Annotated in this window: 21 protein-coding genes; 12 read left to right on the forward strand and 9 right to left on the reverse strand. The window is 61.3% G+C overall.

All coding sequences use genetic code 11. The features are described 5' to 3' along the window. Nucleotides 1–9: 9 nt before the first annotated feature. The 8 genes from BT179_RS22695 to BT179_RS22730 all read right to left on the reverse strand — a co-directional run bounded on the left by BT179_RS22695 (nucleotide 10) and on the right by BT179_RS22730 (nucleotide 9,976). Nucleotides 10–1,932, reverse strand: coding sequence for a PrkA family serine protein kinase (locus tag BT179_RS22695; protein ID WP_072389720.1), 1,923 nt, complete (start codon nucleotides 1,930–1,932; stop codon nucleotides 10–12). Nucleotides 1,933–2,231: 299 nt separating this feature from the next. Then, nucleotides 2,232–2,561, reverse strand: a complete 330-nt coding sequence (gene glpE, locus BT179_RS22700; RefSeq protein ID WP_072431959.1) for a thiosulfate sulfurtransferase GlpE — start codon at nucleotides 2,559–2,561, stop codon at nucleotides 2,232–2,234. Between the two features lie 33 nt (nucleotides 2,562–2,594). Continuing rightward, entirely contained in the window at nucleotides 2,595–3,470 is an 876-nt protein-coding gene (locus tag BT179_RS22705; protein ID WP_072431960.1) for a symmetrical bis(5'-nucleosyl)-tetraphosphatase, read from the reverse strand. Further along, nucleotides 3,470–3,850, reverse strand: coding sequence for a Co2+/Mg2+ efflux protein ApaG (gene apaG, locus BT179_RS22710; protein WP_072389711.1), 381 nt, complete (start codon nucleotides 3,848–3,850; stop codon nucleotides 3,470–3,472). Before apaG ends, BT179_RS22705 begins: the two co-directional genes overlap by 1 nt. 259 nt (nucleotides 3,851–4,109) lie before the next feature. Beyond that, nucleotides 4,110–4,928, reverse strand: a complete 819-nt coding sequence (gene rsmA / locus BT179_RS22715; protein WP_072389708.1) for a 16S rRNA (adenine(1518)-N(6)/adenine(1519)-N(6))-dimethyltransferase RsmA — start codon at nucleotides 4,926–4,928, stop codon at nucleotides 4,110–4,112. Continuing rightward, nucleotides 4,925–5,914, reverse strand: a complete 990-nt coding sequence (pdxA, locus tag BT179_RS22720; RefSeq protein ID WP_072389705.1) for a 4-hydroxythreonine-4-phosphate dehydrogenase PdxA — start codon at nucleotides 5,912–5,914, stop codon at nucleotides 4,925–4,927. Before pdxA ends, rsmA begins: the two co-directional genes overlap by 4 nt. Beyond that, nucleotides 5,911–7,227, reverse strand: a complete 1,317-nt coding sequence (surA, locus tag BT179_RS22725; protein WP_143007929.1) for a peptidylprolyl isomerase SurA — start codon at nucleotides 7,225–7,227, stop codon at nucleotides 5,911–5,913. The genes pdxA and surA overlap by 4 nt, the downstream gene beginning before the upstream one ends. Then, nucleotides 7,208–9,976, reverse strand: a complete 2,769-nt coding sequence (locus BT179_RS22730) for an LPS-assembly protein LptD (protein WP_072431962.1) — start codon at nucleotides 9,974–9,976, stop codon at nucleotides 7,208–7,210. Before BT179_RS22730 ends, surA begins: the two co-directional genes overlap by 20 nt. 130 nt (nucleotides 9,977–10,106) lie before the next feature. Between BT179_RS22730 and BT179_RS22735 the strand changes: the two genes are divergently transcribed. Genes BT179_RS22735 through BT179_RS22745 form a run of 3 tightly spaced genes read left to right on the forward strand, consistent with a single transcriptional unit; the run spans nucleotide 10,107 to nucleotide 12,569 of the window. Next, nucleotides 10,107–11,132, forward strand: coding sequence for an aminoglycoside phosphotransferase family protein (locus tag BT179_RS22735; protein WP_072389695.1), 1,026 nt, complete (start codon nucleotides 10,107–10,109; stop codon nucleotides 11,130–11,132). Next, nucleotides 11,129–11,800 (forward strand): N-acetylmuramate alpha-1-phosphate uridylyltransferase MurU, encoded by a 672-nt coding sequence (murU, locus tag BT179_RS22740; protein WP_072389692.1) that lies wholly within the window; start codon nucleotides 11,129–11,131, stop codon nucleotides 11,798–11,800. Before BT179_RS22735 ends, murU begins: the two co-directional genes overlap by 4 nt. Nucleotide 11,801: 1 nt before the next feature. Then, nucleotides 11,802–12,569: a TerB family tellurite resistance protein gene (locus tag BT179_RS22745; protein WP_072389689.1), complete on the forward strand. Its 768-nt coding sequence runs from the start codon at nucleotides 11,802–11,804 to the stop codon at nucleotides 12,567–12,569. Nucleotides 12,570–12,584: 15 nt separating this feature from the next. Here the strand turns inward: BT179_RS22745 and BT179_RS22750 are convergent, their stop codons facing one another. Further along, nucleotides 12,585–13,577: an alpha/beta hydrolase family protein gene (locus BT179_RS22750; RefSeq protein ID WP_072431963.1), complete on the reverse strand. Its 993-nt coding sequence runs from the start codon at nucleotides 13,575–13,577 to the stop codon at nucleotides 12,585–12,587. A 74-nt stretch (nucleotides 13,578–13,651) separates the two neighbouring features. Here BT179_RS22750 and BT179_RS22755 point away from each other — a divergent pair, with 74 nt between their 5' ends. From BT179_RS22755 to BT179_RS22800, 9 genes are all read left to right on the forward strand, one after another. After that, a complete protein-coding gene (locus BT179_RS22755; protein ID WP_072431964.1) occupies nucleotides 13,652–16,048 on the forward strand; it encodes a PAS domain-containing sensor histidine kinase in 2,397 nt (798 codons plus the stop codon). 115 nt (nucleotides 16,049–16,163) lie between these two features. Next, entirely contained in the window at nucleotides 16,164–16,793 is a 630-nt protein-coding gene (locus tag BT179_RS22760) for a response regulator (RefSeq protein WP_072389670.1), read from the forward strand. Nucleotides 16,794–17,134: 341 nt separating this feature from the next. Next, complete coding sequence (locus tag BT179_RS22770) at nucleotides 17,135–18,259, forward strand: ABC transporter ATP-binding protein (RefSeq protein WP_072389664.1); 1,125 nt, start codon at nucleotides 17,135–17,137, stop codon at nucleotides 18,257–18,259. Nucleotides 18,260–18,308: 49 nt separating this feature from the next. After that, entirely contained in the window at nucleotides 18,309–19,352 is a 1,044-nt protein-coding gene (locus BT179_RS22775; protein ID WP_072431965.1) for an ABC transporter substrate-binding protein, read from the forward strand. A 202-nt stretch (nucleotides 19,353–19,554) separates the two neighbouring features. Continuing rightward, nucleotides 19,555–20,802 (forward strand): ABC transporter permease, encoded by a 1,248-nt coding sequence (locus tag BT179_RS22780; RefSeq protein ID WP_072389660.1) that lies wholly within the window; start codon nucleotides 19,555–19,557, stop codon nucleotides 20,800–20,802. 12 nt (nucleotides 20,803–20,814) lie between these two features. Beyond that, complete coding sequence (locus tag BT179_RS22785; protein ID WP_072389658.1) at nucleotides 20,815–21,639, forward strand: ABC transporter permease; 825 nt, start codon at nucleotides 20,815–20,817, stop codon at nucleotides 21,637–21,639. Between the two features lie 202 nt (nucleotides 21,640–21,841). Then, a complete protein-coding gene (locus BT179_RS22790) occupies nucleotides 21,842–22,990 on the forward strand; it encodes an iron-containing alcohol dehydrogenase (RefSeq protein WP_072431966.1) in 1,149 nt (382 codons plus the stop codon). Nucleotides 22,991–23,068: 78 nt separating this feature from the next. Beyond that, entirely contained in the window at nucleotides 23,069–23,743 is a 675-nt protein-coding gene (gene rpe, locus BT179_RS22795) for a ribulose-phosphate 3-epimerase (protein ID WP_053156412.1), read from the forward strand. Next, nucleotides 23,740–24,558, forward strand: a complete 819-nt coding sequence (locus BT179_RS22800) for a phosphoglycolate phosphatase (RefSeq protein ID WP_072389653.1) — start codon at nucleotides 23,740–23,742, stop codon at nucleotides 24,556–24,558. The genes rpe and BT179_RS22800 overlap by 4 nt, the downstream gene beginning before the upstream one ends. Nucleotides 24,559–24,562: the final 4 nt, after the last annotated feature.

Genomic DNA, 24,562 nt, shown 5'->3' on the forward strand with positions numbered 1-24,562 from the left:
TTCACTGCTTCACTGCGATTTCCGGACCCGCAGATACCACTCGGAGAGCAGTCGTACCTGTTTGTCTGTGTAGCCACGTTCAACCATGCGTGTGACGAAGTCGTTGTGTTTTTGCTGGTCCTCCTTGCTGGCCTTGGCATTGAAGCTGATGACCGGCAACAGATCCTCGGTGTTGGAGAACATTTTCTTCTCGATGACCACTCGCAGCTTTTCATAGCTGAGCCAGGTCGGATTCTTGCCGTTGTTGTTGGCCCGGGCGCGTAACACGAAGTTGACGATTTCGTTGCGGAAATCCTTCGGATTGCTGATGCCTGCGGGTTTCTCGATCTTTTCCAACTCCTCGTTGAGCGCAACGCGATTAAGGATTTCACCGGTTTCCGGATCGCGATATTCCTGGTCCTGGATCCAGAAGTCTGCGTACAGCACGTAGCGGTCGAAGATGTTCTGGCCGTATTCGCTGTAGGACTCCAGGTAAGCGGTCTGGATTTCCTTGCCAATGAATTCGATATAACGCGGCGCCAGGTATTCCTTGAGAAAACGCAGATAGCGTTCACGGGTTTCGGCCTGGAATTGCTCCTGCTCGATCTGCTGTTCCAGCACGTACAGCAGGTGTACCGGGTTGGCGGCAATCTCGTGGGGGTCGAAGTTGAAGACCTTGGACAGGATCTTGAACGCGAAGCGTGTGGACAGCCCGTTCATCCCTTCGTCGACACCGGCGTTGTCACGGTATTCCTGGATCGACTTGGCCTTCGGATCGGTGTCCTTGAGGTTTTCACCGTCGTACACCCGCATCTTGGAATAGATGTTGGAGTTCTCCGGCTCCTTGAGGCGCGACAGCACGGTGAACTGCGCCAGCATCTTCAGTGTGTCCGGAGCGCAATGGGCCTTGGACAGGGAGCTGTTGAACAGGAGCTTGTCGTAGATCTTCACCTCATCGGTGACACGCAGGCAGTACGGCACCTTGACGATGTAAATCCGGTCGATGAAGGCTTCGTTGTTCTTGTTGTTGCGGAAGGTATGCCATTCCGACTCGTTGGAGTGGGCAAGCAGGATGCCGCTGAACGGAATCGCTCCAAGGCCCTCGGTGCTGTTGTAGTTGCCTTCCTGGGTGGCGGTCAGCAAGGGGTGCAGCACTTTGATCGGCGCCTTGAACATCTCGACGAATTCCATCAGGCCCTGGTTGGCCCGGCACAATGCACCCGAGTAGCTGTAGGCGTCGGCGTCGTTCTGTGGGAATTCTTCCAGCTTGCGGATATCGACCTTGCCCACCAGTGCCGAAATGTCCTGGTTGTTTTCATCTCCGGGTTCGGTCTTGGCCACCGCGATCTGGTTGAGGATCGATGGGTAGAGCTTGACCACCCGGAACTGGCTGATATCGCCACCGAACTCGGCCAGGCGCTTGGTCGCCCATGGCGACATGATGGTGTTGAGGTACCGACGTGGGATGCCGAAATCCTCCTCGAGAATCGCGCCGTCCTCGGTGGCGTTGAATAGCCCCAGGGGCGATTCGAACACTGGCGAGCCCTTGATGGCATAGAAGGGCACTTTTTCGATCAGTTGCTTGAGTTTCTCGGCCAGGGACGATTTACCGCCACCCACCGGGCCGAGCAGATAGAGAATCTGCTTCTTCTCTTCCAGGCCTTGGGCGGCATGGCGGAAATAGGACACGATCTGGTCGATGCATTCTTCCATCCCGTGGAAGTCTTCGAAGGCCGGATAGCGGCGAATCACCTTGTTGGAAAAGATCCGCGAGAGCCTCGAATTGGTCGAGGTGTCCAGCAGTTCCGGTTCTCCGATGGCCAGCAACAGACGCTCCGCAGCCGATGCATAGGCGCTGCGGTCCTGCTTGCAGAGTTCGAGGTATTCCTGCAGCGAGTATTCCTCCTGCCGCGTGGACTCGAAACGTTGCTGGAAGTGGCTAAAAATACTCATGACGTCACCTCGCTCGATACGTGGAGCCGGTGTCGGATCAATCAGTCGATGCTGGCCAGCCGCTGGGAACCCAGCTGCCGTTTACCCCCCAGAATGCTTCCAGAATGCAGGCTTCTGAAAGCTTACTCCCGATGACCCGCGCGCCGGTGTACCGGCTCTCCCCTGTTTTGGATGGCCTGAGGCTAAGAATAGTTCGGAATCGGAGAGGCACAGGATGAATGCGTAATAAGTTATGGCAGACCGTTCGTCCGCCATCGCTCAAGCCCGCGGATTACGCGGGCTTGAGCGAACATAAAAAATTATTCGGAAGTGCTTTGCGACGTTTCCGCAGGATAGATCGTACGCCACAGCTCGAAACCTCCGTCCAGGCTGTAGACATCGCTGAAGCCCTGGCCGACCAGATAGGCGGCTGCGCTCTGGCTGGAATTGCCGTGATAGCAGACCACCACGAGCGGCGCATCGAGATCGGCATGGGTGATGAAGTCATGCAGTGAGTGATTGTCCAGGTGCAGGGAGCCTTTGATATGGAGAGCGGCAAAGGTCGCCGCATCGCGGACGTCGACCACGACGGCACCTTGTTCGCGCAGGGCTTGGGCTTGTTCTGGGTGGATGCGTTTGAATTCGGTCATGTAGGACTCCTGTGGCCTTGAACGCGGCGCCGCTCAGACGGCAGTGCCGACCGGCAATGGCGCCGTGGCCGGATGATGGGATTTGGCGTGGCCCCGCTCGTCGCAATCGCAACGCAGTCGCTCGCCCGTGTCGATATTCATCAAGGTCATTGCGCTGCCCCACACGCAACCAGTATCGAGGGCGAACACGCCTGGCTCGTCGCATTGTCCCTCGAGCGATGCCCAGTGACCGAAAATGATCTTAAGGTTACGGGTCTTGCGCTCTTTGTGTTTGAACCAGGGGGCGTAGCCGGGCGGCGCGGTCTCGATGCCTTCCTTGCTCTTGAGATCGAGCTTGCCGTCTTGTGTGCAGAAGCGCATGCGGGTGAAATAGTTGGTAATGACCCGGAGGCGGGCGGTGCCGGAGAGATCGTTGTTCCACTTGACCGGGTCATTGCCGTACATACCGTCCAGGAAAGGGATGAACAGGTTGTCGTCGCGCAACGCGTGTTCCACTTCGCCCGCGCATTTGAGTGCCTTGCGCAGGGACCACTGGGGCGGGATGCCGGCATGCACCAGCGCCAGGTTGCGCTGCTCGTCGTAGTGCATGAGTTTTTGCTGACGCAGCCACTCCAGCAGTTCCACGCAGTCAGGGGCGTCGAGAATTTCCTTCAGGGTATCGGATTTTTTCAGGCGCTCGATGTTCTGCCAGGCGGCCAGCAGGTGCAGGTCATGATTGCCCAGCACGCAGACCAGCGACTGGCGAATGCCATGGAGAAAGCGCAAGGTTTCCAGTGATTGCGGGCCGCGGTTGACCAGGTCCCCGACCAGCCAGAGGGTGTCACGCCCTGGGTCGAAGGCCACGCGCTCCAGCAGGCACTTGAGCGGTTCGAGGCAGCCTTGCAGATCGCCAACCGCATAGGTAGCCATCAGTGCAGCGCTCCGGGCACCGCCAGGCGGAAGGGCTTGATGATCGCGTCGAAGCGTTGGCCGTCCTCGGCCAGCATCTGATAGGAGCCTTGCATGGTGCCCACCCTGGTGGTCATCACGGTGCCGCTGGTATAGCTGTGGGTTTTACCGGCGTCGATCAGCGGTTGCTGGCCCACCACGCCTTCGCCGCGCACTTCTTCCACTTGTCCATCGCCGTCGGTAATGATCCAGTGCCTGGATAGCAGCCGGGCTGGCAGCGAGCCATTGTTGCGCACCGTAATGCTGTAGGCGAAGGCGAAGCGGTTGTGCTCGGGTTGCGATTGTTCCGCGAGAAAACGGGTGGTGACGCTGACGTCGACCTGGTAACGAGGATCGGACATGCAAAAAGGCCTTGGGCTTCGTATGGAAAATGCCTGCGCGCCGCTCACGCTGCGTTGAAAACAGGCTCGGGATGCTCGTTTGGGACGTCGAAGTCGAAAGGGACTTCCATGCCTCATGCCTGTTTTGCCTTATCGCCACTCGGTGAATCCCGGGTGAACCCTGGGAAAGGTGGGGCGCGGGCGCGGCTGACGGAGTCAGTCTAGGCCAAATATCGGGTGGTAAACCAGAGGGCATCCACCCGATGAAGTCCTTGGCCCGTCAGTTGGCGTCGGCTTTCGCTGCGGCCTGTTCGCTGAGCTTGTCGGCCAGGCGCACGAACGCCGCCAGGTCCAGCTGTTCGGGGCGCAGGCTGCCGTCGACGCCGGCAGCTTCGATATCGGCGCTGCCGAGCAATAGCTTCAGGGTGTTGCGCAGCGTCTTGCGGCGCTGGTTGAAGGCTTCGCGTACCACGCGCTCGAGCAGGCGATGATCCTTGGCCGGATGCGGCAGGACCGCGTGAGGAACCAGGCGGACAATGGCCGAATCGACTTTCGGTGGCGGATTGAAGGCCCCGGGGCCGACGTTGAACAGGTGTTCGACCCGGCAATGGTACTGGACCATGATCGACAGGCGACCCCAATCACCGCCGCCAGGACCGGCGGCAAGGCGTTCGACCACTTCTTTCTGCAGCATGAAGTGCATGTCGCGGATCAGGCCGGCATTGTTCAGCAGGTGGAAAATCAAGGGTGTGGAGATGTTGTACGGCAGGTTCCCCACGACACGCAGGCTGTTCGGCGCGGCGTTGAGGCTATTGAAGTCGAACTTCAGCGCGTCGCCCTGGTGCAGGTTGAAATTGCTCTTGCCGGCAAATTGCTGGTTGAGAATCGGAACCAGGTCCTTGTCCAGTTCCACCACGTCCAGCTGCGCGCCGCTGCCAAGCAGGCCTTCGGTCAAGGCGCCCTGGCCTGGGCCGATTTCCAGCATGCGGTCGTCGGGCTTGGCATTGATGGAGCGCAGGATGCGATCGATCACGCCGGCGTCATGCAGGAAGTTCTGGCCGAAGCGCTTGCGCGCGCGGTGTTGGTATTGCTCGGTCATAAATGGGTCTCGGCCATCTGGTAGGCGGTTTCCAGTGCGACTTGCAGGCTGCCGGTGTCGATCCGGCCGCTGCCGGCCAGGTCCAGGGCTGTACCGTGGTCCACGGAGGTGCGGATGATCGGCAGGCCCAGGGTCACGTTGACCGCAGCGCCGAAGCCCTTGTACTTCAGCACGGGCAGCCCCTGATCGTGGTACATCGCCAGCACCGCATCGCAGTGCTCCAGATATTTGGGGGTAAACAGAGTGTCGGCGGGCAGCGGGCCATGCAGGTCAATGCCTTCGCTGCGCAAGCGCTCCAATGTGGGTTCGATGATATCGATTTCTTCACGGCCCAGATGCCCGCCTTCACCGGCATGGGGGTTGAGTCCGCACACCAGGATGCGAGGATGAGCGATACCGAATTTCTCTTGCAGGTCTGCATGGAGGATTCTTGTGACACGCTCCAGGCGTTCCGGGGTGATGGCGTCGGCCACGTCCCGCAGGGGCAGGTGCGTGGTCACCAGGGCGACGCGCAGGCCACGGGTGGCGAGCATCATCACCACCTGTGGAGTATGGGTCAGGTCAGCGAGGAACTCGGTGTGTCCGGAAAAGGCGATACCTGATTCGTTGATCACGCCCTTGTGCACAGGTGCGGTGATCATGCCGGCAAACGTTCCGTCCAGGCAGCCTTGGGCGGCGCGGGTCAGGGTCTGCAGGACGAACCCGGCGTTGGCCTTGTCCAGTTGCCCGGTGACGACCGGGGCGCCCAACGGCGTATCCCAGACATACAGGCTGCCAGCCGGTGCTGGCGTGTCCGGCCAGGCGTTCGGCAGGACCTCGAGCAGCTTGATGGCCACGCCTAGCTGCGCGGCCCGTTCGAGGAGCAGGTCGCGGCTGGTAATGGCAATCAGCGGATGAGGCTGGGGATGCGCAGCGAGCAGCAGGCACAGGTCGGGACCGATGCCGGCAGGCTCGCCGGGCGTCAGCGCGAAACGCTTGGGTTTCACTGCGCTGCCTGGTCTGCACCAGGAAGTTTGATCTCGACGTAGGCTTCATCGCGGATCTGACGTAGCCAGGTCTGCAGTTCTTCGTCGTATTTGCGGTTACGCAATACCGTCATCGCCTGCTGTTCGCGAGCCTGGGTAGTGCTGTCGGTGGCGCGACGGCCAAGGACTTCCAGCACATGCCAGCCATAAGGGCTCTTGAATGGCTTGGACAGCTGGCCTTGCGGCGTTTCGGCCATGACCTGGCGGAACTCCGGCACCAGTGCGTTTGGATCGACCCAGTTCAGATCGCCACCGTTGAGGGCGGAACCCGGGTCTTCCGAAAAGCTCTTCGCCAGTTCGGCGAAGTCCTCGCCCGCTTCGATGCGGTCGTAGAGCTTCTCGGCCAGGCGCTGGGTCTCGGCTTCGCTGCGGATTTCACTTGGCTTGATCAGGATGTGGCGAACGTGCACTTCGTCGCGGACTTGGGTGCCGCCGCCGCGTTTCTCCAGCAGCTTCAGGATGATGAAGCCACCAGGGGTGCGAGCAGGCTGGGTGATATCGCCCACGGCCATGGCGCTCAGTTCGCGGTCGAACGGCGGTGGCAGTTGAGCGGCCTTGCGCCAGCCCATGTCACCACCTTCCAGGGCGTTTTCGCTACCGGAGCGGGCGACGGCCATCTGGCCGAAGTCTGCTCCTTGCTTGAGCTGCTGGTAGACATCCATGGCCTGGCGATAGGCGCTCTGGATCGCCTCGGAGTTGGCGCTTTCAGGTGTGGGAATCAGAATATTGGCCAGGTGCAGCTCTTCGGAGAGCTGCATCTTGCCCAGGTCGGAAGCGAGGAAGTTCTTCACTTCCTGCTCCGAAACCTGGATACGTTCGGCCACCCGGCGCTGACGTACGCGGCTGATGATCATCTCGCGACGGATCTGGTCCCGGGCATCCTCGTAGGAAAGGCCGTCACGAGCCAGGGCCGCACGGAACTGGTCGATGGTCATGTTGTTGCGCTGGGCAATGGTGCCGACTGCCTGGTTCAGCTCTTCATCGGTGATGCGAATGCCAGAGCGTTCGCCGATCTGCAGTTGCAGGTTCTCGACGATCAGGCGCTCGAGCACCTGCTGGTCCAGCACGCCCGGTGGCGGCAGGCCGCCGCCGCGCTTGGCGATGGTTTGCTGCACTTCATGGACGCGCTGGTCCAGCTGGCTCTGCATGACCACATCGTTATCGACAATGGCCACCACTTTATCGATGGACTGTACCGCGGCGTTGGCCGCGGTACCCAGGAACAGCGCGCCCAGCATCAGCGGGCGCAGACAATCAGAAAGCTTGGTCTTCACGTTCACGATAACCTTGGATGCCTTTGTCGAGGAAGCTCTCTACCTTGGCGCCGGTGAGGCCGCCGAGTCCCTTCAGGACAATTTGTAGGAAGACGCCGTGGTCGCCTTTTTCGTTTTCCGGGGCGGCTTGACTGAATTCTTCATAGTCGACCCAGTAACGGTTGATCAGGCGCAGTTTCCAGCAGCAATTGTCGTATTCGAAACCACCGAAGGCTTCCAGGGTACGGTTGCGGTTGTAGTCATATTGCCAGCGGCTGATGAGGTTCCATTGCGGCACGACAGGCCAGATGACGGAGAAGTCGTGCTGCTTGATCTTGTAGTAGTCCTTCACGTAGCCAGGTGTGCCCGGCGTACCGTAGTCGCCACCCCCCACTTGCCACTGACCGGTGGCCTCGTCGTAACGGACCTGGTCGTTGCGATAACGATAACCGGCGTTGATGACCTTGTTCGGGTTGTCTTCCGGCTGGTAGTGGAACATCGCACTACCCGAGCGCGGGCTGTGGGTGTCCGGGTCCCAGTTGTAGGTGGCGGTGGTGCGCCAGTCGCGGTTCCAGCGGTATTCGTATTCCAGCGCATACGGGGATACGTCCGACTTGGCGTCTTCGCGGGTCTCGAAATCAATGCCCGGCAACTGAACCTTGCGGTCCTTGAAGTAGAACGCTTGGCCAACGCTGACACGCTGGCGCTCGAAACCGTTTTCTTCGATCCAGCGGCTGGTCACGCCCAGGGACAGCTTGTTCTCGTCACCGACTCGGTCAGAGCCGGTAAAACGGTTGTCCCGGAACAGCGAGGAGTAGCTGAAGGTGGATTCGCTGGTATCGAAAACAGGAATGCCGTCCTGATCTTTTTCCGGTACATAGAGGTAAAACAGGCGAGGCTCCAATGTCTGGCGATAGTCGGAGCCAAACCATTGGGTGTCCCGGTCGAAGTACAAGCCGCTGTCGATGCTGGCGATTGGAACAGCACGGTTTGGCGTGCTGTCGTATCCATTCCCCACGACAGACCTTCCGGTGCTGTCCAGATCAAGGTCGTACTGGGTGTATTGGAACTTGAGCGCTGGCTTGATGTAGCCGTAGCTCGCTCCCATGGGCAGGCTTACGACCGGTGCGAGATTCATGCGGTTGCCATTTGCCCGGGCCAGCCCACTGATATTGGTATCCAGCCATGGCGTGGTGAAGCCTTCTTCGTCGCGGTATAGGCCATCCCTCAAGTCACGATCGAAGCGCACCAGTTCCGTCTCGTAAGCGAAGTTCAGCCCATACGGATGTTGCGGCAGGGAGCCGTTGAAAGTGATCTGAGGCAGGCGGCTATATGGTGTGATCTTCGAAATCGTCGCCATTTGATAAGCCTGGGCATTCAGCCGCGCCGTGAAGTTATCCCCACGGTAGCTGACCGCACCCTGCTGATTCACGTAGTCCCGGGATTCGACACCGATCTGGTCGGTCTGCAGATCCTGGAAGTAATACGGATCGCTGATCTTGGTGTAGTCGACTTCCGTCAGCACGCGCGAATCGAGGCCGCCCTTGTGCTGCCAGTTGTACATGTAGCGGGTCTTGCTGTAATCGGACTGCTTGGCGCGCTCGTCTTCTTCATCGTTGAGGTACGCGGCACCGAACTGACCTTCGCTGGACTTGGTCAGGTAACGGAATTCGCCTTCCATCAACAGGCCACGCTTGCTCATGTAGCGCGGGTACAACGTGGCATCGTAGTTCGGCGCCAGGTTGAAGTAGTACGGAGTGACCAACAGGAAGCCAGTATCGCTGCCGCTGCCGATGGTGGGTGGCAGGAAGCCGGACTGGCGTCGGTCGTCGATCGGGAAATAGATGTAGGGGGTGTACAGGACCGGGAAGTCCTTGACCCGCAGCGTTACGTTGGTCGCGGTACCGAAGCCGGTCGCCGGGTTCAGGGTGATGTTGTTGCCCTTCAGCGTCCAGGCGTTGCTGTTCGGTTCACAGGTTGTGTACGTACCGTCCTTGAGACGGATGATCGCGTTTTCGGCGCGCTTGGCGTACAGGGCGTTACCGCGGATACGCGACTTGTGCATCACGTATTCGGCGTTGTCGACCTTGGCTTCGCCGGTGTCCAGCTGGACATCGGCGTGGTCGCCGACGATCAGCGCGCCGTTGTCGCGAACCCGCACGTTACCGCTCAGCTCACCGCGGTTCTCCGCCTGGTACAGGCTGGCTTCGTCGGCCTCGACCTGCATGCTGCCCTGGCGCATGACCACGTCGCCGGCCAGGGTCGCCACCTGTTGTTCCTGCTCGTAGCGGGAAGCCTTGGCACCGAGGAAGGTCGGGGCATCGCTCTTGGCCGTCTTGTCGTCCATGCCGGGACGCGTCGGCTCGATATAGGCGCCCGAGCAGTAAGGACCGGTTTCGGCCAGTTGCGCAGGTGTGAGGTTCTCCCGTGGAACCCAGTCCAGGTGGCTGTAGTCTTCACTGCGGGACTTCAGGCCGCGGCCCTTGGCCTCGGTGACCAGCATCGGCTTGTCGCCGGCTTCTTCGACCGAGGTGCTCCCGGCCGGGGCTTCGCTGCTGTCGGAAACCGCACTGCCGTCGTGCACTGGACGTGGCGGCAAGGCTGCGGCCGGCGTCTTGGGCGAACAGTCCCAGGCACCCGTTGCGGAGACGGAGCAGTCATACTGCTGCGCCGCGACGACGAATGAAGAGGCCAGGGGTTGCAGGGCCAGCAGACTGCCGGTAACCAGCAACGGGAATTTTTTACGAAACGCGGGGGATTTCAATGCCATCTTATTAGTCCGGGCTTCCTGCGTGCCATCTGCCCGCGGTGTGGGCCGCACGCCTCTCGATGGTCTGAAAAAGATGCTGGATAATAAAGCATGACCCGCTTGACGGCTAGCGCCGTCGGAGACCCTTGCAATGCCCGACCAAGATGTACGCCTGCAACACCTGAAAGTTTGGCTCGATGAGCAACTCCCGATCCTTTTTGCCGCACAGGGTTGGGGCACCGTGCCCCCGGCCACATTGACCGCGGCCAGCAGCGACGCGAGTTTCCGTCGCTATTTCCGCTGGGAAGGCGAGGGCCGCAGCCTGATCGTGATGGATGCGCCGCCCCCCCAGGAAAACTGCAAACCCTTCGTGGACATTGCGTTTTTGCTGGCGAAATCCGGAATCAACGTGCCGAAAATTTATGCCGAAGACCTCGCGCGAGGCTTTCTTTTGCTCAATGACCTGGGCAACCGGACCTATCTGGACGTGATCGATGGCGAAAATGCCGACGATTTATTCCGTGACGCCCTGCAAGCCCTGCTGGCTTTTCAGCAATTGCCGATGGTGGCGCCACTGCCCTCCTACGACGTTGCACTGCTGCGTCGCGAACTCGAGTTGTTCCCCGAGTGGTACGTCAAGCGTGAACTGGGGATCGAGTTCGATCCGGCACAGCAGCAGCTCTGGCAGCAGGCCAGCGAGCTGCTGATCGACAGCGCCCTGGCCCAGCCGAAAGTGTTGGTACACCGCGACTATATGCCACGCAACCTGATGCTCAGCGAACCGAACCCGGGCGTGCTGGACTTCCAGGATGCGGTCTACGGTCCGGTGACCTACGACGTGACCTGCCTGTTCAAGGATGCGTTCCTGAGCTGGCCCGAGGAGCGCGTGCGCGGTTGGCTGGAAGACTACTGGCGCCAGGCTGCGGCACTTGGCATTGCGGTCCAGCCGGATATCGAGGATTTCCTGCGGGCCAGCGACCTGATGGGGGTTCAGCGCCATCTGAAGGTCATCGGGATCTTTGCTCGCATCTGCCATCGCGACGGCAAGCCTCGCTACCTGGGCGATGTGCCGCGCTTCTTTGCCTATATAGATGCAGTGGTCGCCCGCCGACCCGAACTGGCGCCGTTGGGTGAACTGCTTTCGAGCCTGCGACAACCGGCCGGGGCGATGGCATGAAGGCGATGATCCTGGCGGCGGGCAAGGGGGAACGCATGCGCCCGCTGACCCTGACCACCCCCAAACCGTTGGTTCGTGTCGGCGGTGTCCCCTTGATCGAATACCATCTGCGGGCGCTGGCCAGCGCCGGCTTCACCGACATCGTGATCAATCACGCCTGGCTCGGTCAGCAGATCGAGGACCACCTGGGCGACGGTTCGCGTTTTGGCGTGCGGATTCGTTATTCGCCAGAGGGTGAGCCGCTGGAGACCGGTGGTGGCATCTTCCGGGCGTTACCGCTGCTGGGGGACGAGCCGTTCGTGGTGGTCAATGGCGATATATGGACCGATTTCGATTTCAGCGCCTTGCGCCGGCCGCTTCAAGGCTTGGCGCATCTGGTGCTGGTGGACAACCCCGAGCATCATCCGGGTGGTGATTTTGTCCTGCTCCACGGAAAGATTCACGATGACGGCGCGGCTGCCGACAAACTGACTTATAGCGGCATTGCTGTCCTGCATCCCTTGCTGTTCAAGGGGTGCTCGGATGGCGCGTTCAAGCTCGCCCCGCTGTTCCGGCAGGCCATGGCCCTGGGGCAGGTCAGCGGCGAGCGCCTGCAAGGGCAGTGGGTCGATGTCGGAACTCATGAACGTTTGGCGCAAGTCGAAACCTTGATAGAAGCGAGCCGTTGATATGTGGTGGCCAGGGACTCTGATCGGAGCCGGAGCGGGCTTTGCCATAGCCAGCATTCCGGGGGCCATGCTGGGGGCATTGCTGGGGCAGGCGCTGGACAGGCGTCTGAACCTGCACGGCTGGGCGCAGTTGCGCGAGCGCCTGGGCGGGCGTCCGGCGTTACGCAACGATGAACTGTTGTTTGTCCTGCTGGGGCGTCTGGCGAAGATTGATGGCCGAGTGGTCGATGGCCATATTCAGCAGGCGCGCCAGGAAATGCGTGCGCTGGACTTGAGCGAATCGGCCCAGCGCCGAGCCATCGCCGCGTTCAATCGAGGCAAGTCCGGGAACGACCGTCTGCGTGGCTACCTGCGTCGCCTCGCTGCCCAGCCCCATGCGGCTGAAGGCGTGCTGCGAGCCTGCTGGCGAATGGTCTGGGCTGACGGTCGCGCAGGGACGAGCGAGCGCGAGTTGCTGGTTCAATGGGGCAAATGGCTGGGTTGGACACCGCAACAGGTCCAGGCACTGGCGGTTGATTACGAACCGCAGAAACCAGCCTTGCCCGGCAGTGGCGTGAGCTACCAGGAAGCGTTGCGCCTGCTGGGGGTTTCGCCCACCAGCGAGCCGTCCCAGATCAAGCGGGCTTACCGTCGTCTGCTGAGCCGACATCATCCAGACAAGATTGCCGGCAGCGGTGGGACGCCCTTGCAGGTGCGCGAAGCCACCGACAAGACCCGAGACCTGCATAACGCCTATCGGCTGATCAGGGAGCGACGGGACTTCCGCTAGGCTCCCTGACGGGGCTCAGTCGGGATTCTGTGGATTGAGCCAACCCCGAACGCGACGAAACAGCTGCTCTTGCTGTGCCGATGCATTGGGCAAGGCCTTGAGAGACACCTGACTGAACGTCGAGCCTTTCAAGCGTTTGCTCGCCTGCAAGCGTTCCAGCGCCGCGTTGCGGTCCAAGGGCTTGTCCAGATAGAAGAAGTCGGCTGTGGCCAGTTTCAGCGTCGGCGTCAGTTCGGCCAGCCCGGGTTTGGCGGTCACCGGCGTCTGCGCGGCAACCATCACGAAACGTTCTATCTGCGAAGGCTGTTTTTCGCTGAGGTAGCGCGCTGCCCAATAAGCTCCGGTGCCGTGGCCCAGTAGCACGATACTGCGAGCGCTCTGCTGCTCGGCATAGGCCAGCGCCGCATCGATGCGGGCGAAGATGCGTTCGGCGTCGACCTTGTCGTGCTCGTCGCCCGTATCGGTCATGACCGGGTCGACAGCGTCCGCCTCGCCACCCGCCACCTGTTCGATCGGGGCCGCCGTGGCGGCGTCCGGTGCGGCGGCGGCCGTATCGGCTGGTTTGGTCTCGGCTGGTGTTTCCACCGCCCGTGGTGCGATGACATCGCTTTGCAAGTCTGGCAGCGTGATACTCAGGCTGCTCCATTCGACATCCGGCAATTTCTTGCGCAAAGGGCCAATGACTTGAGGCCAGTCAGCTGTTTCGCCAGCGCCGGGGACTATGATGACTGCACCCTTGGGTTCGCTGGTGTTGGCTGGTTTCCAGAGAGCCAGGAAGGTGTCGTTGCCGGTTTGAAGCTGCTGCTGTTCCTGTGGTGGGACTTTTCGTCCAAGAGCCGCCGCTTCTTCCTGGCTACGCTCCAGCAACGGTTGGCGTTCGAGGGGTTTTTCCCCGGCGGGTTGATCCGCTGCGGCGGGCGCCGTTTCGTCAGCCTGTGCAGAAAACGCACTCGGCAGGATCAGCGACAGGCACAATGCTGGCAATGCCAGGCGGTAAACAAAGGACATTGGAGATTCCATGACCAGAAGTATTTCCGGCAGCCTAATGGGTTGGTCAGTATTTGTCAGTGCATGAGATTTCAATGATGCGTTTTTGCTGCCTGTGGGTTATCGGCTGTTTGTGGCTCCCCTTGATGGCGTGGGCTGCGCCCGCGCCATCGACGCATGGCGCGCAATTGACCCAGGAACAGCGTCAATGGCTGGCGCAACATCCGCAGTTGCGTGTCGGGCTGGTGCTGCAGGCGCCCTATGCGCAGTACGACCGGCGCCTGCAGCGTCTGTCCGGGACCAACGTCGAGCTGATGCAGTGGCTGGGCAAGGCGATGAACGTCGAACTGACCTGGCGAAACTTCCAGGACCTGGCGCAACTGGAGGCGGCAGTGCGCGACGGCCAGGTGGATATTGCCCCGGGCCTGACCCAGACGCCCGGTGGGCTCAGGCTCTGGCAGTTTTCCGACCCCTACATGCGCGTGCCGCAACTGATCGTTGGCGAACAGAAGGGAGCCGAAGGGGTGGAGCTGGAAAAGCTAGATGCCCAGGCCCGGGTCGCCGTACGCATGCCCAGTGCCACGGCTGACTATCTTCGTGGCAACTACCCGATGCTGAATCTGCAAGGCGTGCCGATGGAGCGCCAGGCCTTGCAGCTGCTGTTGAGCCAGCAGGCCCGTTACGCAGTGGTCGACGAGGCCGAGCTGGGGCGGTTGATGGTGGAGCCGGAATTCGCCGGGCTGGTGGTGGTGGGGGATATCGGCCTGCCGCAACTGCTACGGGTCGCCACGCGCCGGGATTGGCCGCAACTGGCCGGCATCGTCGACAACGTGCTGCAGGCCATTCCGGCCAGGGACCTGGAGCAGTTGCACAGTCGCTGGCTCAAGCCCAAGTATCCACGCCTGACCGAGACCCCGGGTTTCTGGCAGAACCTGACGCTGTTGATGCTGGTCATGTTGCTGAGCAGTGTGGCCATCGTGTTCTGGCAGCGTCGCCAACAACGGCAACTGGAACGCCGCCTGCGTAGCGCGCGCGAAGACATCGCCCAGCGTGCCGCCAGCGAAGAAGCCTTGCGCCTGACACAGTTTTCCATCGACCAAAGCACGGTGGGCATCCTCTGGGTCAACTGGGACAGCCACGTGCGTTATGCCAACCGCGCGGCTGAAACCATGCTCGGCTATGCGCCAGGGGCGATCATCGACCGGCCCTTGATCGATTTCGAGCCGGGCCTGCATATGGACCGCTGGCTCAATCTGTGGAAACGCGCCAGGTCCAGCGAGGAGGGGGCGCAGAGTTTCGAAACCGAATGCGTGCGGGCCGATGGCAGTATCCTGCCGGCGGACGTTTCCTTGAGCTTCCTGCGCTTTCGCGACGCCGAGTACCTGGTGGTCTACCTCACCGACGTCACCGAGCGCCGGCGTGCGCTGGCGGCGTTGCGTGAAAGCGAAGCACGCCTGCAAGGTATCGCCGCCAACGTGCCGGGCCTGGTCTTTCGCCTGGAGCGAGCGCCCGTGACCGGGCAGATCGATTTCGCCTACATCAGTGAAGGCAGCGAAAGCCTGGTGGGTTACTCCCCCGCGACCCTTGCGCGCAGTGACACCGGCTTGCGCAGCCTGGTGCACCCGCAGGACAAGGCCGATTATCACCGCACCCAGGACCAGGCCCTGGACAGTGACAGTGACTGGTCGTGGCAGGGCCGTATCCTGACCCGCGAAGGCCGTGAGCGCTGGGCCGAGATCAAGGCCATCACCCGTCGTCTCGAGGACGGCGCCTATGTCTGGGACGGCATCGTCTGGGACATCACCGAAAGCAAGCGCATCGAGTTGGAGCTGGCCAGTTCCCGGGAGCAACTGCGCGAATTGTCGGCGCACCTGGAAAGTGTGCGGGAGGAGGAGAAGGCCCGGATCGCCCGTGAAGTCCACGATGAACTGGGCCAGATGCTGACGGTATTGAAGCTCGAGACGTCCATGTGCGAGCTGGCCTATGCGCAGCTCGACCCCGGCCTGCAGGAGCGCCTCAACAGCATGAAGCGCCTGATTGCCCAGTTGTTCCAGCTGGTGCGGGATGTGGCGACGGCGCTGCGTCCGCCCATTCTAGACGCCGGCATTGCCTCTGCCATCGAATGGCAGGCGCGGCGCTTCGAAGCGCGAACCCAGATCCCTTGCCTGGTGCAGGTGCCGGACAACCTGCCGCCCCTGAGCGATGCCAAGGCCATCGGACTGTTCCGGATTCTCCAGGAAGCGCTGACCAACGTGATGCGCCATGCCCAGGCGCATACCGTGGAACTGACCCTGGCTCGGGAAGGCGATGAATTGTGCCTGACCATCAGCGATGACGGTGTAGGATTCATTGTCACTGCCGGACGAACGACCTCCTTTGGCCTGGTTGGCATGCGGGAGCGGGTGTTGATCATGGGGGGGCGGTTATCCCTGGAGAGTGAGCCGGGGGAGGGGACGACCCTGTCGGTGCGAGTGCCGTTGAATGAAACTTGATGGTTTCGGCCTGGCAGGCCTTTTGTGAGCCGGCTCGCTCCCGAATCGACGAGATGTACGCATGACCTCGCGGGAGCGAGCCTACTGGCGGTGAATCCTGAATCTGGAGAAGAACGTGATCCGTGTACTGGTAGCCGAAGACCACACCATTGTCCGTGAAGGCATCAAGCAATTGATCGGCCTGGCAAAGGACCTGGTGGTGGCCGGAGAGGCGAGCAACGGCGAGCAGTTGCTCGAGACCTTGCGGCATGTGCCCTGTGAGGTGGTACTGCTGGACATCTCCATGCCTGGGGTCAACGGCCTGGAGGCGATTCCGCGGATTCGCGCGTTGAACAATCCGCCGGCCATCCTGGTCCTGTCGATGCACGACGAGGCGCAAATGGCCGCCCGGGCCCTGAAGATCGGGGCTGCCGGCTACGCCACCAAGGACAGCGACCCGGCCTTGCTGCTCATGGCGATTCGCAAGGTGGCGGCGGGCGGGCGCTACATCGACCCGGATCTGGCCGACCGCATGGTTTTCGAAGTCGGCCTGACCAACACCCGGCCGCTGCACTCGCTGCTGTCCGAACGGGAATTCTCGGTGTTCGAGCGCCTGGCCCAGGGGGCCAACGTCAACGACATCGCCCAGCAACTGGCCCTGAGCAGCAAGACCATCAGTACCCACAAGGCGCGATTGATGCAGAAGCTCAACGTCACTTCATTGGCCGAGCTGGTGAAGTATGCGATGGAGCACAAGTTGCTCTGAGCTTCAGCACGTCCTCTGTGGGAGCTTGCTCGCGATGACGGCGGCACATTCAGGACTGATGTCGGCTGACACTTCCCTATCGCGATCAAGCTCGCTCCCACAGGTTTTTTCCTCGGCATATCCATTTGCGACACACCCCAACAGCGCTTTTTGCCCCTGCCTGCCGCTCGCCGCTTGAAACGTGCCGCTGCCCTTATCCAATCCCGCCATCCTTGTAGGGCGATCCCTACCCCGACTCTTCCATCCGGCTGAGGCGATTCTCTCCTGCGCCCCGATTTGCGTGGGATCGAGGCTCCACTAGGCTTGATTTACAAGCAGTCATCAATACAAAAGGTGCGGGTATGAGCCAGGTCGATTCAAGCGCGGGGACCAGTGATGTACTGGTCAGCTTTCGTGGTGTGCAGAAGAGCTACGATGGCGAGAACCTGATCGTCAAGGATCTCAACCTGGACATTCGCAAAGGCGAGTTCCTGACCCTGCTCGGACCGTCCGGCTCGGGCAAGACCACCAGCCTGATGATGCTCGCCGGGTTCGAAACACCGACCGCCGGCGAGATCCAGCTGGCCGGGCGCGCCATCAACAATGTGCCGCCCCATAAGCGCGACATCGGCATGGTGTTCCAGAACTATGCGCTGTTCCCCCACATGACCGTCGCCGAGAACCTGGCGTTCCCGTTGACCGTGCGTGGCTTGAACAAAAGCGACGTGAGCGATCGGGTCAAGCGGGTCTTGAGCATGGTCCAGCTGGATACGTTCGCCCAGCGTTACCCGGCGCAATTGTCCGGTGGCCAGCAGCAGCGGGTGGCCTTGGCCCGGGCCCTGGTGTTCGAGCCGCAGCTGGTGCTGATGGACGAACCCCTCGGTGCGCTGGACAAGCAATTGCGTGAGCACATGCAGATGGAAATCAAGCATCTGCACCAGCGTCTGGGCGTGACTGTGGTCTACGTGACCCATGACCAGGGCGAGGCCTTGACCATGTCCGACCGCGTGGCGGTATTCCACCAGGGCGAGATCCAGCAGATCGCGCCACCGCGCACCCTTTATGAAGAACCGAAAAATACCTTTGTCGCCAACTTCATCGGCGAAAACAACCGCCTCAGTGGCCGCTTGCACAGCCAGACCGGCGATCGTTGCCTGGTAGAGCTGGGGCGCGGGGAGAAGGTCGAGGCGCTGGCGGTGAATGTCGGCAAGCCCGGCGAACCGGTGACCCTGTCGATTCGCCCGGAGCGAGTGAGCCTCAACGGCGCAAGCGAACAATGTGTCAACCGCTTCTCAGGGAGGGTGGCGGAATTCATCTATCTGGGCGACCACGTCCGGGTTCGCCTGGAGGTCTGCGGCAAGAACGACTTCTTCGTGAAGCAACCGATCGCCGAGCTCGATCCCGAGCTGGCGGTTGGAGACGTGGTTCCGCTTGGCTGGCAGGTCGAGCACGTACGTGCGCTCGATCCTCTTCTAGAGGCGAATTGATCGCCCCCTGCTTTACCAACACCAACCCTGCACGTGGAGAGAACAATAAATGTTGAGATCCCTGAAGTTCACCGCCCTGACTCTGGGCATGATGGGTGCGGCAAACGCGATGGCGGCGGGCCCGGACCTGACCGTGGTGTCTTTTGGCGGGGCGAACAAGGCGGCTCAGGTCAAAGCCTTTTACGCACCGTGGGAAGCGGCTGGCAACGGCAAGATCGTGGCTGGCGAATACAACGGCGAGATGGCCAAGGTCAAGGCCATGGTCGATACCAAGAGCGTCTCGTGGGACCTGGTGGAAGTCGAGTCTCCAGAGCTGTCCCGTGGTTGCGACGAAGACATGTTCGAGCAACTGGACCCGGCGCTGTTCGGCAAGGCCGAAGATTACGTCAAGGGCGCCATCCAGCCTTGCGGCGTAGGTTTCTTTGTCTGGTCGACGGTACTGGCCTACAACGCCGACAAGCTGAAAACCGCGCCAACCAGCTGGGCGGATTTCTGGGATACCAAGCAGTTCCCGGGCAAGCGCGGTCTGCGCAAGGGCGCCAAATACACCCTGGAATTCGCTTTGATGGCCGACGGTGTAGCGCCCAAGGACGTCTACAAGGTGCTGGCCGGCAAAGATGGCCAGGATCGGGCGTTCAAGAAGCTCGACGAACTCAAGCCGAACATCCAGTGGTGGGAAGCCGGCGCCCAGCCGCCGCAATACCTGGCCTCCGGTGACGTGGTCATGAGCTCGGCCTACAACGGCCGGATCGCTGCGGTACAGAAAGAAAGCAACCTGAAAGTGGTGTGGAACGGCGGCATCTATGACTTCGACGCCTGGGCCATCCCGCGTGGCCTGGACAAGGCTCGGGCTGAAGCGGCGAAGAAGTTCATCGCGTTCTCGGTGGCACCGCAGCAGCAGAAGACTTACTCCGAAAACATCGCCTACGGCCCTGCCAATACCCAGGCCGTACCGTTGCTGGCCAAGGATGTCCTGAAAGACATGCCGACCACCCCGGAAAACATCGCCAACCAGGTGCAGATCGATGTCAGCTTCTGGGCTGATAACGGCGAGCAACTGGAGCAGCGTTTCAACTCCTGGGCGGCCAAGTAACCCGACTGTCTGAGGCTGAATGAGATCCATGTGGGATCGTGCTTGCTCGCGATAGCGTTTTGTCAGACACATTGATGTTGAATGTGCTGTAGCCATCGCGAGCGAGCTCACTCCCGCAGGTTCTTGCTCCAACCGGGTGTTTCAACAGAACAGAGGCGGTCCGTCGCCCCTGTAACGATCAAGAAGATTTGCGGAGTACGCCATGGCCATCGCCGTTCCACTGAACGCAGGCACCAGTCCCACCTTGAAGCAGCGGCTCAAGCACGCCGAGCGGGTCAATCGCTGGAAGGCCCAGGCCTTGATCGCGCCGCTGGTTCTGTTTCTGCTCCTGGTGTTCCTGGTACCGATCGTGGCGCTGTTGTTCAAAAGCGTCAGCAACCCGGAGGTGGTGGGCGCCATGCCGCGTACCGTGGCTGCGGTCGCGGCGTGGGATGGACGTGGTCTGCCTGGAGAACCGGTGTACAAGGCCGCCAGTGAAGACCTGGCCGAAGCCCGCAAGAATCAGACCCTGGGCGATTTGTCCAAGCGCCTGAACATGGAACTGGCCGGCTATCGCAGCCTGCTGACCAAGACCGCCCGGGCGTTGCCGTTCGCCACGGAGCCGGCTTCTTATAAAGAGGCGTTGGAAAACCTCGACGAGCGCTGGGGCGATCCGGCGTACTGGCAGGTGATCCGCCGCAACACCAGTGAAGTGACCCCTTATTATCTGCTGGCGGCCGTCGATCACCGCATCGACGACCTTGGTGAACTGGCGCCGGCCACGCCCGACCAGGCGATCTATCTCGATATCTTCGCCCGCACGTTCTGGATGGGCCTGGTGATCACTGCGATCTGCCTGGTGCTGGCCTATCCCCTTGCTTACCTGCTGGCGAACCTGCCATCGCGCCAGAGCAACCTGCTGATGATCCTCGTGCTCCTGCCGTTCTGGACTTCGATCCTGGTGCGAGTGGCGGCGTGGATCGTGCTGTTGCAATCGGGTGGCCTGATCAACAGTGCCCTGCTGGCCATGGGCATTATCGATAAGCCCCTGGAGCTGGTGTTCAACCGCACCGGTGTCTACATCTCCATGGTCCACATCCTGCTGCCGTTCATGATCCTGCCCATCTACAGCGTGATGAAAGGCATCTCGCCAACCTACATGCGGGCGGCGATTTCCCTGGGCTGCCATCCGTTCGCCAGTTTCTGGCGGGTGTATTTCCCGCAGACCTATGCCGGTGTCGGTGCTGGTTGCCTGCTGGTGTTCATCCTCGCCATCGGCTACTACATCACCCCGGCGTTGCTGGGCAGCCCGAACGACCAGATGGTCAGCTACTTCGTTGCGTTCTATACCAACACCAGCATCAACTGGGGCATGGCCACGGCGCTCGGTGGGCTGCTGTTGCTGGCGACCATCGTGCTTTATCTGATTTACAGCTGGCTGGTGGGCGCCAGTCGCCTGCGCCTGAGCTAAGGGGAGATCGAAATGCTGAGTCCTTACATGTCCCCCGTCGAACGGGTGTGGTTCTACTGCTTGCGCACGCTCTGCGGACTGATCCTTCTGTTCCTGATCCTGCCCGTGCTGGTGATCGTTCCGTTGTCGTTCAACTCCGGCAGTTTCCTGGTGTATCCGTTGCAGGGCTTTTCGCTGCAGTGGTACCACGATTTCTTCGCCTCGGCCGAATGGATGCGGGCACTGAAGAACAGCATCATCGTGGCGCCGGCCGCGACACTGCTGGCCATGGTCTTCGGCACGCTGGCAGCCATTGGCCTGACCCGCGGGGACTTCCCGGGCAAGTCGCTGGTAATGGCCCTGGTGATTTCGCCCATGGTGGTGCCGGTGGTGATCATCGGTGTCGCCAGCTATCTGTTTTTCGCACCGTTGGGGATGGGGAACAGTTTCTTCTCGCTGATCGTGGTTCACGCGGTGCTGGGCGTACCGTTCGTCATCATTACCGTCTCGGCGACCTTGCAGGGGTTCAACCATAACCTGGTGCGGGCGGCAGCCAGTCTTGGGGCTTCGCCTTTGACGGCGTTTCGTCGGGTGACGCTGCCGTTGATCGCCCCAGGCGTTATCTCCGGTGCGCTGTTCGCTTTCGCGACGTCGTTCGATGAAGTGGTGGTGACCCTGTTCCTGGCCGGCCCCGAGCAAGCGACACTGCCGCGGCAGATGTTCAGCGGCATCCGCGAAAACCTCAGCCCTACCATTGCCGCGGCGGCGACGCTGCTGATTGCCTTCTCGGTGATCCTGCTGCTGACCCTGGAATGGCTGCGCGGGCGTAGCGAGAAGCTGCGCACGACCCAGGTCTGAAGGTCAGCGTTGTTTAAATGTGGGAGCGAGCTTGCTCGCGATAGCGGTGGAACATTCAATATCGATGCTGAATGTCAGTGCGCTATCGCGAGCAAGCTCGCTCCCACAGCGACCCGAGGCGTATTCATGAGCTGAATGGCAGACAACCCTCAATACCGAGCTATCCTTGTGCCAGCCCACATTCGAACAAGAGGCCGCGCACATGAGTCTTTCCTCATTCAAGATCGCCCACAAACTGATCACCGGTGCCGCTGCCATCGAGCAACTGGCGGCCGAGCTGACACGGCTGGATGTCGACAACCCGTTGATCGTCACCGACGCCGCACTGGTCAAGTCCGGTACCGTGGAGCTGGCGCTGCAGCATCTGGGCGGGCGGGACTACGAGATTTTCGATCGGGTGCTGCCGGACCCGGAAATCGCCATTGTCAAAGACTGCATGCAGGCCTATCGCGACGGCGGCCATGACGGCTTGATCGGGCTGGGCGGCGGCAGCGCCATCGACATCGCCAAGTGCGTGGGAGTCTATGCCGGTTATCACGGCGAACTGGAGGACATGTTCGGCGTCGACCAGGTACCGCGCAAAGGCCCGCCCATGATCGCCATCCCCACCACGGCCGGTACCGGTTCGGAAGTCACCAACGTGGCGATCCTCTCCGACAAGGCCGCGCAATTGAAGAAAGGGATCGTCAGCGACTATCTGCTGCCGGACGTGGCGCTGGTCAGCCCGCAGATGACCCTCACGTGCCCGCGCAGCGTGACCGCTTCCAGTGGTGTCGATGCGCTGGTCCACGCCATCGAGTCGTATCTGTCCCTCAACGCCTCGCCGATCACCGATGCCCTGGCCATCGGAGCTATCAAGCTGATCACCCGGGCGTTGCCCAAGGCCTTCTGTCATCCTTCCCACCTGCAAGCCCGTGAAGACATGGCTACCGCCAGCCTGATGGCCGGCATGGCGTTCGGCAATGCCGGGGTCGGAGCGGTGCATGCGCTGGCCTATCCCTTGGGCGGCCGTTTCCATGTGTCCCATGGCGTCGCCAATGCCTTGCTGCTGCCGTATGTCATGGCATGGAACAAGGTGGCCTGCGTCGAGCGGATGCGGGACATCGCCCAGGCCATGGGCATCAGGACCGAACACCTGAGCGATCTCGAAGCTGCCGACGAAGCCGTGGAGGCGATGATCGCCTTGTGCGCCGCCGTGGAGATCCCCCAGGGACTCAGCGGATTGGGCGTGACCGAGGATGTGATCCCCTCGATGGCGGCGGAGGCCGCGGGCATCGAGCGGCTGATGCGAAACAACCCGCGCAGGTTGAGCGCCGCCGATATCGAGAAGATCTACCTGGCGGCGTATTGATCGTCGGCCACGGTGGGCGCGCCAAATCTTGAGGTATACAATGCGCGCCATCGTGGTTTCGCTCAAAACAGGTGCGTCATGCAGCCCTTCGCTATTGCTCCGTCGATTCTTTCTGCCGACTTCGCCCGCCTGGGCGAGGAAGTGGACAACGTGCTGGCCGCCGGGGCCGACATCGTTCACTTCGATGTCATGGATAACCACTATGTGCCTAACCTGACCATCGGTCCGATGGTCTGTTCGGCGCTGCGCAAGTACGGCATCACCGCGCCCATCGACGCGCACCTGATGGTCAGCCCGGTGGATCGCATCGTGGGCGACTTCATCGAGGCCGGCGCTACCTACATCACTTTCCACCCTGAAGCCACCCTGCATATCGACCGCTCCTTGCAGTTGATCCGTGAAGGTGGCTGCAAGGCCGGCCTGGTGTTCAACCCGGCCACGCCCCTGGACGTGCTCAAATACGTGATGGACAAGGTCGACATGATCCTGCTCATGAGCGTCAACCCAGGCTTCGGCGGGCAGAAGTTCATCCCGGCCACCCTCGACAAGCTGCGCGAAGCCCGCGCACTGATCGATGCCTCGGGCCGTGACATCCGCCTGGAAATCGATGGCGGCGTGAATGTGGGCAACATCCGCGAAATCGCCGCGGCCGGTGCCGACACCTTTGTCGCAGGATCGGCGATCTTCAATGCGCCGGACTACAAAGAGGTGATTGAAAAGATGCGTGCCGAACTGGCCCTGGCACGCCCATGAGCGGCTTCGAGCAGTTGTTTCCCGGCAGCTTGCCGCGTCTGGTGATGTTCGACCTCGATGGCACGCTGGTCGACTCGGTTCCAGACCTGGCGGCAGCCGTGGACCATATGCTGCTCAAACTGGGGCGCGCGCCAGCCGGTATCGACGCCGTGCGCCAGTGGGTCGGTAATGGCGCCCCCATGCTGGTGCGCCGGGCCCTGGCCAATCACATCGACGCCCAGGGTGTCGATGACGCCGAGGCTGAGCAGGCGCTGGAGCTGTTCAATGAAGCCTACGAGGGGAACCACGAATTGACGGTGGTCTATCCCGGCGTGCGCTCCACTCTCAAGTGGCTGCAAAAGCAGGGCGTCGAAATGGCGCTGATTACCAACAAGCCGGAACGCTTCGTTGCGCCGTTACTGGATCAGATGAAGATCGGCCGCTATTTCCGCTGGATCATTGGCGGCGATACGCTGCCGCAGAAAAAGCCTGATCCGGCCGCGCTGTTTTTCGTCATGAAGATGGCCAATATCCCGGCTTCCCAATCGCTCTTCGTCGGTGATTCGCGCAGCGATGTGCTGGCAGCGAAAGCGGCGGGGGTCAAATGCGTGGCGCTGAGCTATGGCTACAATCATGGACGGCCCATCTCCGAAGAGTTCCCCGCCCTGGTGATCGACGATTTGCGACTGCTAATTCCCGGTTGCCTGGACCCGGCCGCTGAGATAACGTTGCCCGACGCTGTTCAATCCTCTTCTGGGAACGCCATCGTGGTGGTCACTCGCAAACTCTGGATGAAAGTCATGAAGGCCCTGGCCCGTTGGCGTTGGCGCGCCTGACGTG

It is taken from the genome of Pseudomonas sp. NFACC43 (assembly GCF_900119645.1).
In the GTDB taxonomy this organism is placed as follows: domain Bacteria; phylum Pseudomonadota; class Gammaproteobacteria; order Pseudomonadales; family Pseudomonadaceae; genus Aquipseudomonas.

What these genes read in the sequence shown, in the direction of transcription:
- rsmA (WP_072389708.1), bottom strand. Translation starts at nt 4,928, where the DNA reads ATGACCGAGCAATACCAACACCGCGCGCGCAAGCGCTTCGGCCAGAAC.
- BT179_RS22755 (WP_072431964.1), top strand. Translation starts at nt 13,652, where the DNA reads ATGATGCGTTTTTGCTGCCTGTGGGTTATCGGCTGTTTGTGGCTCCCC.
- BT179_RS22745 (WP_072389689.1), top strand. Translation starts at nt 11,802, where the DNA reads ATGTGGTGGCCAGGGACTCTGATCGGAGCCGGAGCGGGCTTTGCCATA.
- glpE (WP_072431959.1), bottom strand. Translation starts at nt 2,561, where the DNA reads ATGACCGAATTCAAACGCATCCACCCAGAACAAGCCCAAGCCCTGCGC.
- apaG (WP_072389711.1), bottom strand. Translation starts at nt 3,850, where the DNA reads ATGTCCGATCCTCGTTACCAGGTCGACGTCAGCGTCACCACCCGTTTT.
- BT179_RS22775 (WP_072431965.1), top strand. Translation starts at nt 18,309, where the DNA reads ATGTTGAGATCCCTGAAGTTCACCGCCCTGACTCTGGGCATGATGGGT.
- BT179_RS22695 (WP_072389720.1), bottom strand. Translation starts at nt 1,932, where the DNA reads ATGAGTATTTTTAGCCACTTCCAGCAACGTTTCGAGTCCACGCGGCAG.
- BT179_RS22750 (WP_072431963.1), bottom strand. Translation starts at nt 13,577, where the DNA reads ATGTCCTTTGTTTACCGCCTGGCATTGCCAGCATTGTGCCTGTCGCTG.
- BT179_RS22785 (WP_072389658.1), top strand. Translation starts at nt 20,815, where the DNA reads ATGCTGAGTCCTTACATGTCCCCCGTCGAACGGGTGTGGTTCTACTGC.
- BT179_RS22790 (WP_072431966.1), top strand. Translation starts at nt 21,842, where the DNA reads ATGAGTCTTTCCTCATTCAAGATCGCCCACAAACTGATCACCGGTGCC.
- BT179_RS22730 (WP_072431962.1), bottom strand. Translation starts at nt 9,976, where the DNA reads ATGGCATTGAAATCCCCCGCGTTTCGTAAAAAATTCCCGTTGCTGGTT.
- murU (WP_072389692.1), top strand. Translation starts at nt 11,129, where the DNA reads ATGAAGGCGATGATCCTGGCGGCGGGCAAGGGGGAACGCATGCGCCCG.
- BT179_RS22800 (WP_072389653.1), top strand. Translation starts at nt 23,740, where the DNA reads ATGAGCGGCTTCGAGCAGTTGTTTCCCGGCAGCTTGCCGCGTCTGGTG.
- BT179_RS22705 (WP_072431960.1), bottom strand. Translation starts at nt 3,470, where the DNA reads ATGGCTACCTATGCGGTTGGCGATCTGCAAGGCTGCCTCGAACCGCTC.
- BT179_RS22770 (WP_072389664.1), top strand. Translation starts at nt 17,135, where the DNA reads ATGAGCCAGGTCGATTCAAGCGCGGGGACCAGTGATGTACTGGTCAGC.
- BT179_RS22780 (WP_072389660.1), top strand. Translation starts at nt 19,555, where the DNA reads ATGGCCATCGCCGTTCCACTGAACGCAGGCACCAGTCCCACCTTGAAG.
- rpe (WP_053156412.1), top strand. Translation starts at nt 23,069, where the DNA reads ATGCAGCCCTTCGCTATTGCTCCGTCGATTCTTTCTGCCGACTTCGCC.
- BT179_RS22735 (WP_072389695.1), top strand. Translation starts at nt 10,107, where the DNA reads ATGCCCGACCAAGATGTACGCCTGCAACACCTGAAAGTTTGGCTCGAT.